Below are 3,327 nucleotides of genomic sequence, written 5' to 3'. Positions count from 1 at the left end.
AGCCCCGGCCCCGCCTGCCCCCGTCCCGAGAGCCGCACTCCCGGGAGCAGCGGACCCGGGGCTCCCTGTCCCGGGACCAGCGGATCCGCGAGTCCCAGACCCCGCAGCACCAGCGCCGGAAGCACCGAGTCCGAGAGCGCCCGGTGCGGGAGCGCCAAGCCGGCCGGCATCCGAAGGAGAGGTAGAGCGGCCGGCGTCCGAGGACGGAGTTGAAGGGCCGGCGTCCGCCGATGGCCGGCCGAGGACCGTCCAGCCGGGGGCGACGACGGGTGCGCCGGGCCCGAACTCCGGCGCGGCGAGGACGAGCCGCGCCGACACCAAGCCCCCCGGACGCCGATCAGCGGCGCCCGCCTCCCGTACCCCGGAAACGGTTGTGGCGAGAACGGCCAGGGCGGCCGTCACCGGGATGACTCGCTGAACCACACTCACTGCATCGCCCCTGGGAGTCGCTACCGGCAGCGCACCCGAGCAGTCTCCCAGCGCGTTACCGCGCAGGTCACAGGGTTGCAAAGACCCTCACGTAAAATCTTCGCCGACGTCAGCGAATCATCCGGAAAAAGGTACGGATGCCCGCCACCACCGTACCGGGGTGACGCACGGCGGGAACCGCTCCACCAGGTACGCCAGCTGCGCCACCGGCGAGTCGGCGAACCCGTACGCGAGCGTCTGCGGCCGGGCGGCCAGGTAGTGCCCGTACCCGCTGCCCCCGGGTCATCCACGCGCTCATCTCGGTCAGCGTGGCCAGGTCCTCCTCACTCAGCCCCTCCAGCTCGGCGGGATCGCCCGTGGGGTAGCCGAGCCCGCCCGTGATGAGCGAGCCGACGACGTGCTCGGAGTCCAGCGCGGCCAGGCGCGGCGTGACGAGGGCTCCGGCGTCGTTGCCGTGCGCGCCGTAACGCTCGTACCCGAGCCGCCGCATCAGCTCCGCCCACGTGCGGGCCACCCGGCCGATGCTCCACGGCCGCTCGTCGGCGGGCTCGGGGAACGGCGAGAACGCGAACCCGGGCAGCGAGGGCGCCACCACGTGGAAGGCGGCGCCGGGGTCGAGCCCGTGCCGGCGCGGGTCGGTGAGCGGCCCGATGACGTCGAGGAACTCGGCGACGGAGCCGGGCCAGCTGTGAGTCAGGATCAGCGGGAGAGCGTCCGGCTCGGGCGAGCGCACGTGCAGGAAGTGCACGGTCTGCCGGTCGATGTCGATGGTGTACTGCGCGAACGCGTTCAGCCTGGCCTCCTGCGCCCGCCAGTCGAACCCGGCGGCCCAGTAGGCGGCCAGCTCCCGCAGGTACGACACGAGCACGCCCCTGCTCCACCCGCCGGGCAGCTGCCCCGCCCATCTGGTACGCCGCAGGCGTTCGCGGAGCTCGTCGAGGTCGGCCTGCGGGATGTCGATGCGGAAAGGTGTGATCATGCCGCGAGGCTAGGCGGCGACGCGGAAGACTTCGTTCCGCGAATGCGAAAGGCCCCGCACGGACTTCCCGTGCGGGGCCTTCAGCGAACCTCAGCCGGTCTGGCAGACCTCAGCTCTGGCCGCCCGCGAGCTTCTCGCGCAGAGCCGCGAGCGCCTCGTCAGAGGCGAGCGCGCCGCTGGCCGGAGCCGACGACCCGCCGCCGCCGCCCTGCTGGGGCTGGCTCTCGCCGCTGTAGGACGAGGGAGCGGCCTCGCCGGCCTCCGCCTCGGCCTTGCGGGCCTCCTCGATCTGCTTGCGGTGCGCCTCGAAGCGCTGCTGGGCCTCGGCGTACTGCCGCTCCCACTCCTCGCGCTGCTTGTCGAAGCCCTCGAGCCACTCACCCGTCTCGGGGTCGAAGCCCTCGGGGTAGATGTAGTTGCCCTGGTCGTCGTAGGTGGCCGCCATGCCGTACAGCGTCGGGTCGAACTCGACCTCGGCGCCGACGCCCTCGTTGGCCTGCTTCAGCGAAAGGCTGATGCGACGACGGTCGAGGTCGATGTCGATGATCTTGACGAAGATCTCGTCGCCGACCTGGACGACCTGCTCCGGGATCTCCACGTGGCGCTCGGCCAGCTCGGAGATGTGGACCAGGCCCTCGATGCCCTCCTCGACCCGGACGAACGCGCCGAACGGCACCAGCTTGGTGACGCGGCCGGGCACGACCTGGCCGATCTGGTGGGTGCGGGCGAACTGCTGCCACGGGTCTTCCTGGGTGGCCTTGAGCGACAGGGAGACGCGCTCGCGCTCCATGTCGACGTCGAGGACCTCGACCGTGACCTCCTGGCCGACCTCGACGACCTCGGACGGGTGGTCGATGTGCTTCCAGGACAGCTCGGACACGTGGACCAGGCCGTCGACCCCACCGAGGTCGACGAAGGCGCCGAAGTTGACGATCGAGGAGACGACGCCCTTGCGGACCTGACCCTTCTGGAGGGTGTTGAGGAACGTCTGGCGAACCTCGGACTGCGTCTGCTCGAGCCAGGCGCGGCGCGACAGAACCACGTTGTTGCGGTTCTTGTCGAGCTCGATGATCTTCGCCTCGAGCTCGCGGCCGACGTACGGCTGCAGGTCGCGGACGCGACGCATCTCCACCAGGGACGCCGGGAGGAAGCCGCGCAGGCCGATGTCGAGGATGAGACCACCCTTGACGACCTCGATGACGGTGCCGGTGACGATGCCGTCCTCGTCCTTGATCTTCTCGATCGTGCCCCAGGCGCGCTCGTACTGAGCCCGCTTCTTGGACAGGATCAGGCGGCCCTCTTTGTCCTCCTTCTGGAGAACCAGGGCTTCGACGTGCTCCCCGACCTCCACGACGTCAGCGGGATCGACATCGTGCTTGATGGAAAGCTCACGCGAGGGGATGACACCCTCGGTCTTGTAGCCGATATCGAGAAGAACCTCGTCTCGATCGACCTTGACGACGGTGCCCTCGACGATGTCGCCGTCGTTGAAGTACTTGATGGTCTCGTCGATCGCCGCGAGGAAGGCTTCCTCGGACCCGATGTCGTTGACCGCTACCTGCGGGGTGCTCGAGGTGGCCTCAGTGCTGGACGTCATGTGTGGAATTGCTCCGAACGCGGACAGGATGTCGATGTGGCGGATGCGCGGCAGGCCCTCTTCCGCATCAAGCCGAGGAATTACGACATCGACGTGACCGAGCGCGAGCCCGCTCCGTCTGAGGCGCGCGCGAGCCCACAGCGCAGCGATCAGCATATGAGACGATCGCCACGGGGTCAATCCGGGGAGGGTTCAGTACGGGAAGACCTGGAGCCCTCGCTTGGGGATGATATTACCTCCCGGCCCATCCGGACCGGAGATCGCACCAGCCCGCCGAGGCCGACCCGTCCACTCCGGCCGGGGTCACCGCCCGCGAACGACC

Annotated in this window: 2 protein-coding genes; both read right to left on the bottom strand. The window is 69.6% G+C overall.

Annotated features, from left to right (window positions below; translation table 11 throughout):
- Window positions 1-538 precede the first annotated feature (538 nt).
- Window positions 539-1,408 carry an epoxide hydrolase family protein gene (locus C1J01_RS47125; RefSeq protein WP_328589755.1) on the bottom strand — a complete coding sequence of 290 codons (870 nt, stop codon included), beginning with the start codon at window positions 1,406-1,408 and terminating at the stop codon, window positions 539-541.
- A 109-nt stretch (window positions 1,409-1,517) separates the two neighbouring features.
- A complete protein-coding gene (rpsA, locus tag C1J01_RS47120) occupies window positions 1,518-3,005 on the bottom strand; it encodes a 30S ribosomal protein S1 (RefSeq protein WP_111185568.1) in 1,488 nt (495 codons plus the stop codon).
- Window positions 3,006-3,327: the final 322 nt, after the last annotated feature.

Source organism: Nonomuraea aridisoli (assembly GCF_003236395.1).
GTDB lineage: Bacteria > Actinomycetota > Actinomycetes > Streptosporangiales > Streptosporangiaceae > Nonomuraea > Nonomuraea aridisoli.
The sequence above is the reverse complement of the archived record's forward strand: the minus strand, read 5'-3'. Positions and strand labels throughout refer to the sequence as shown.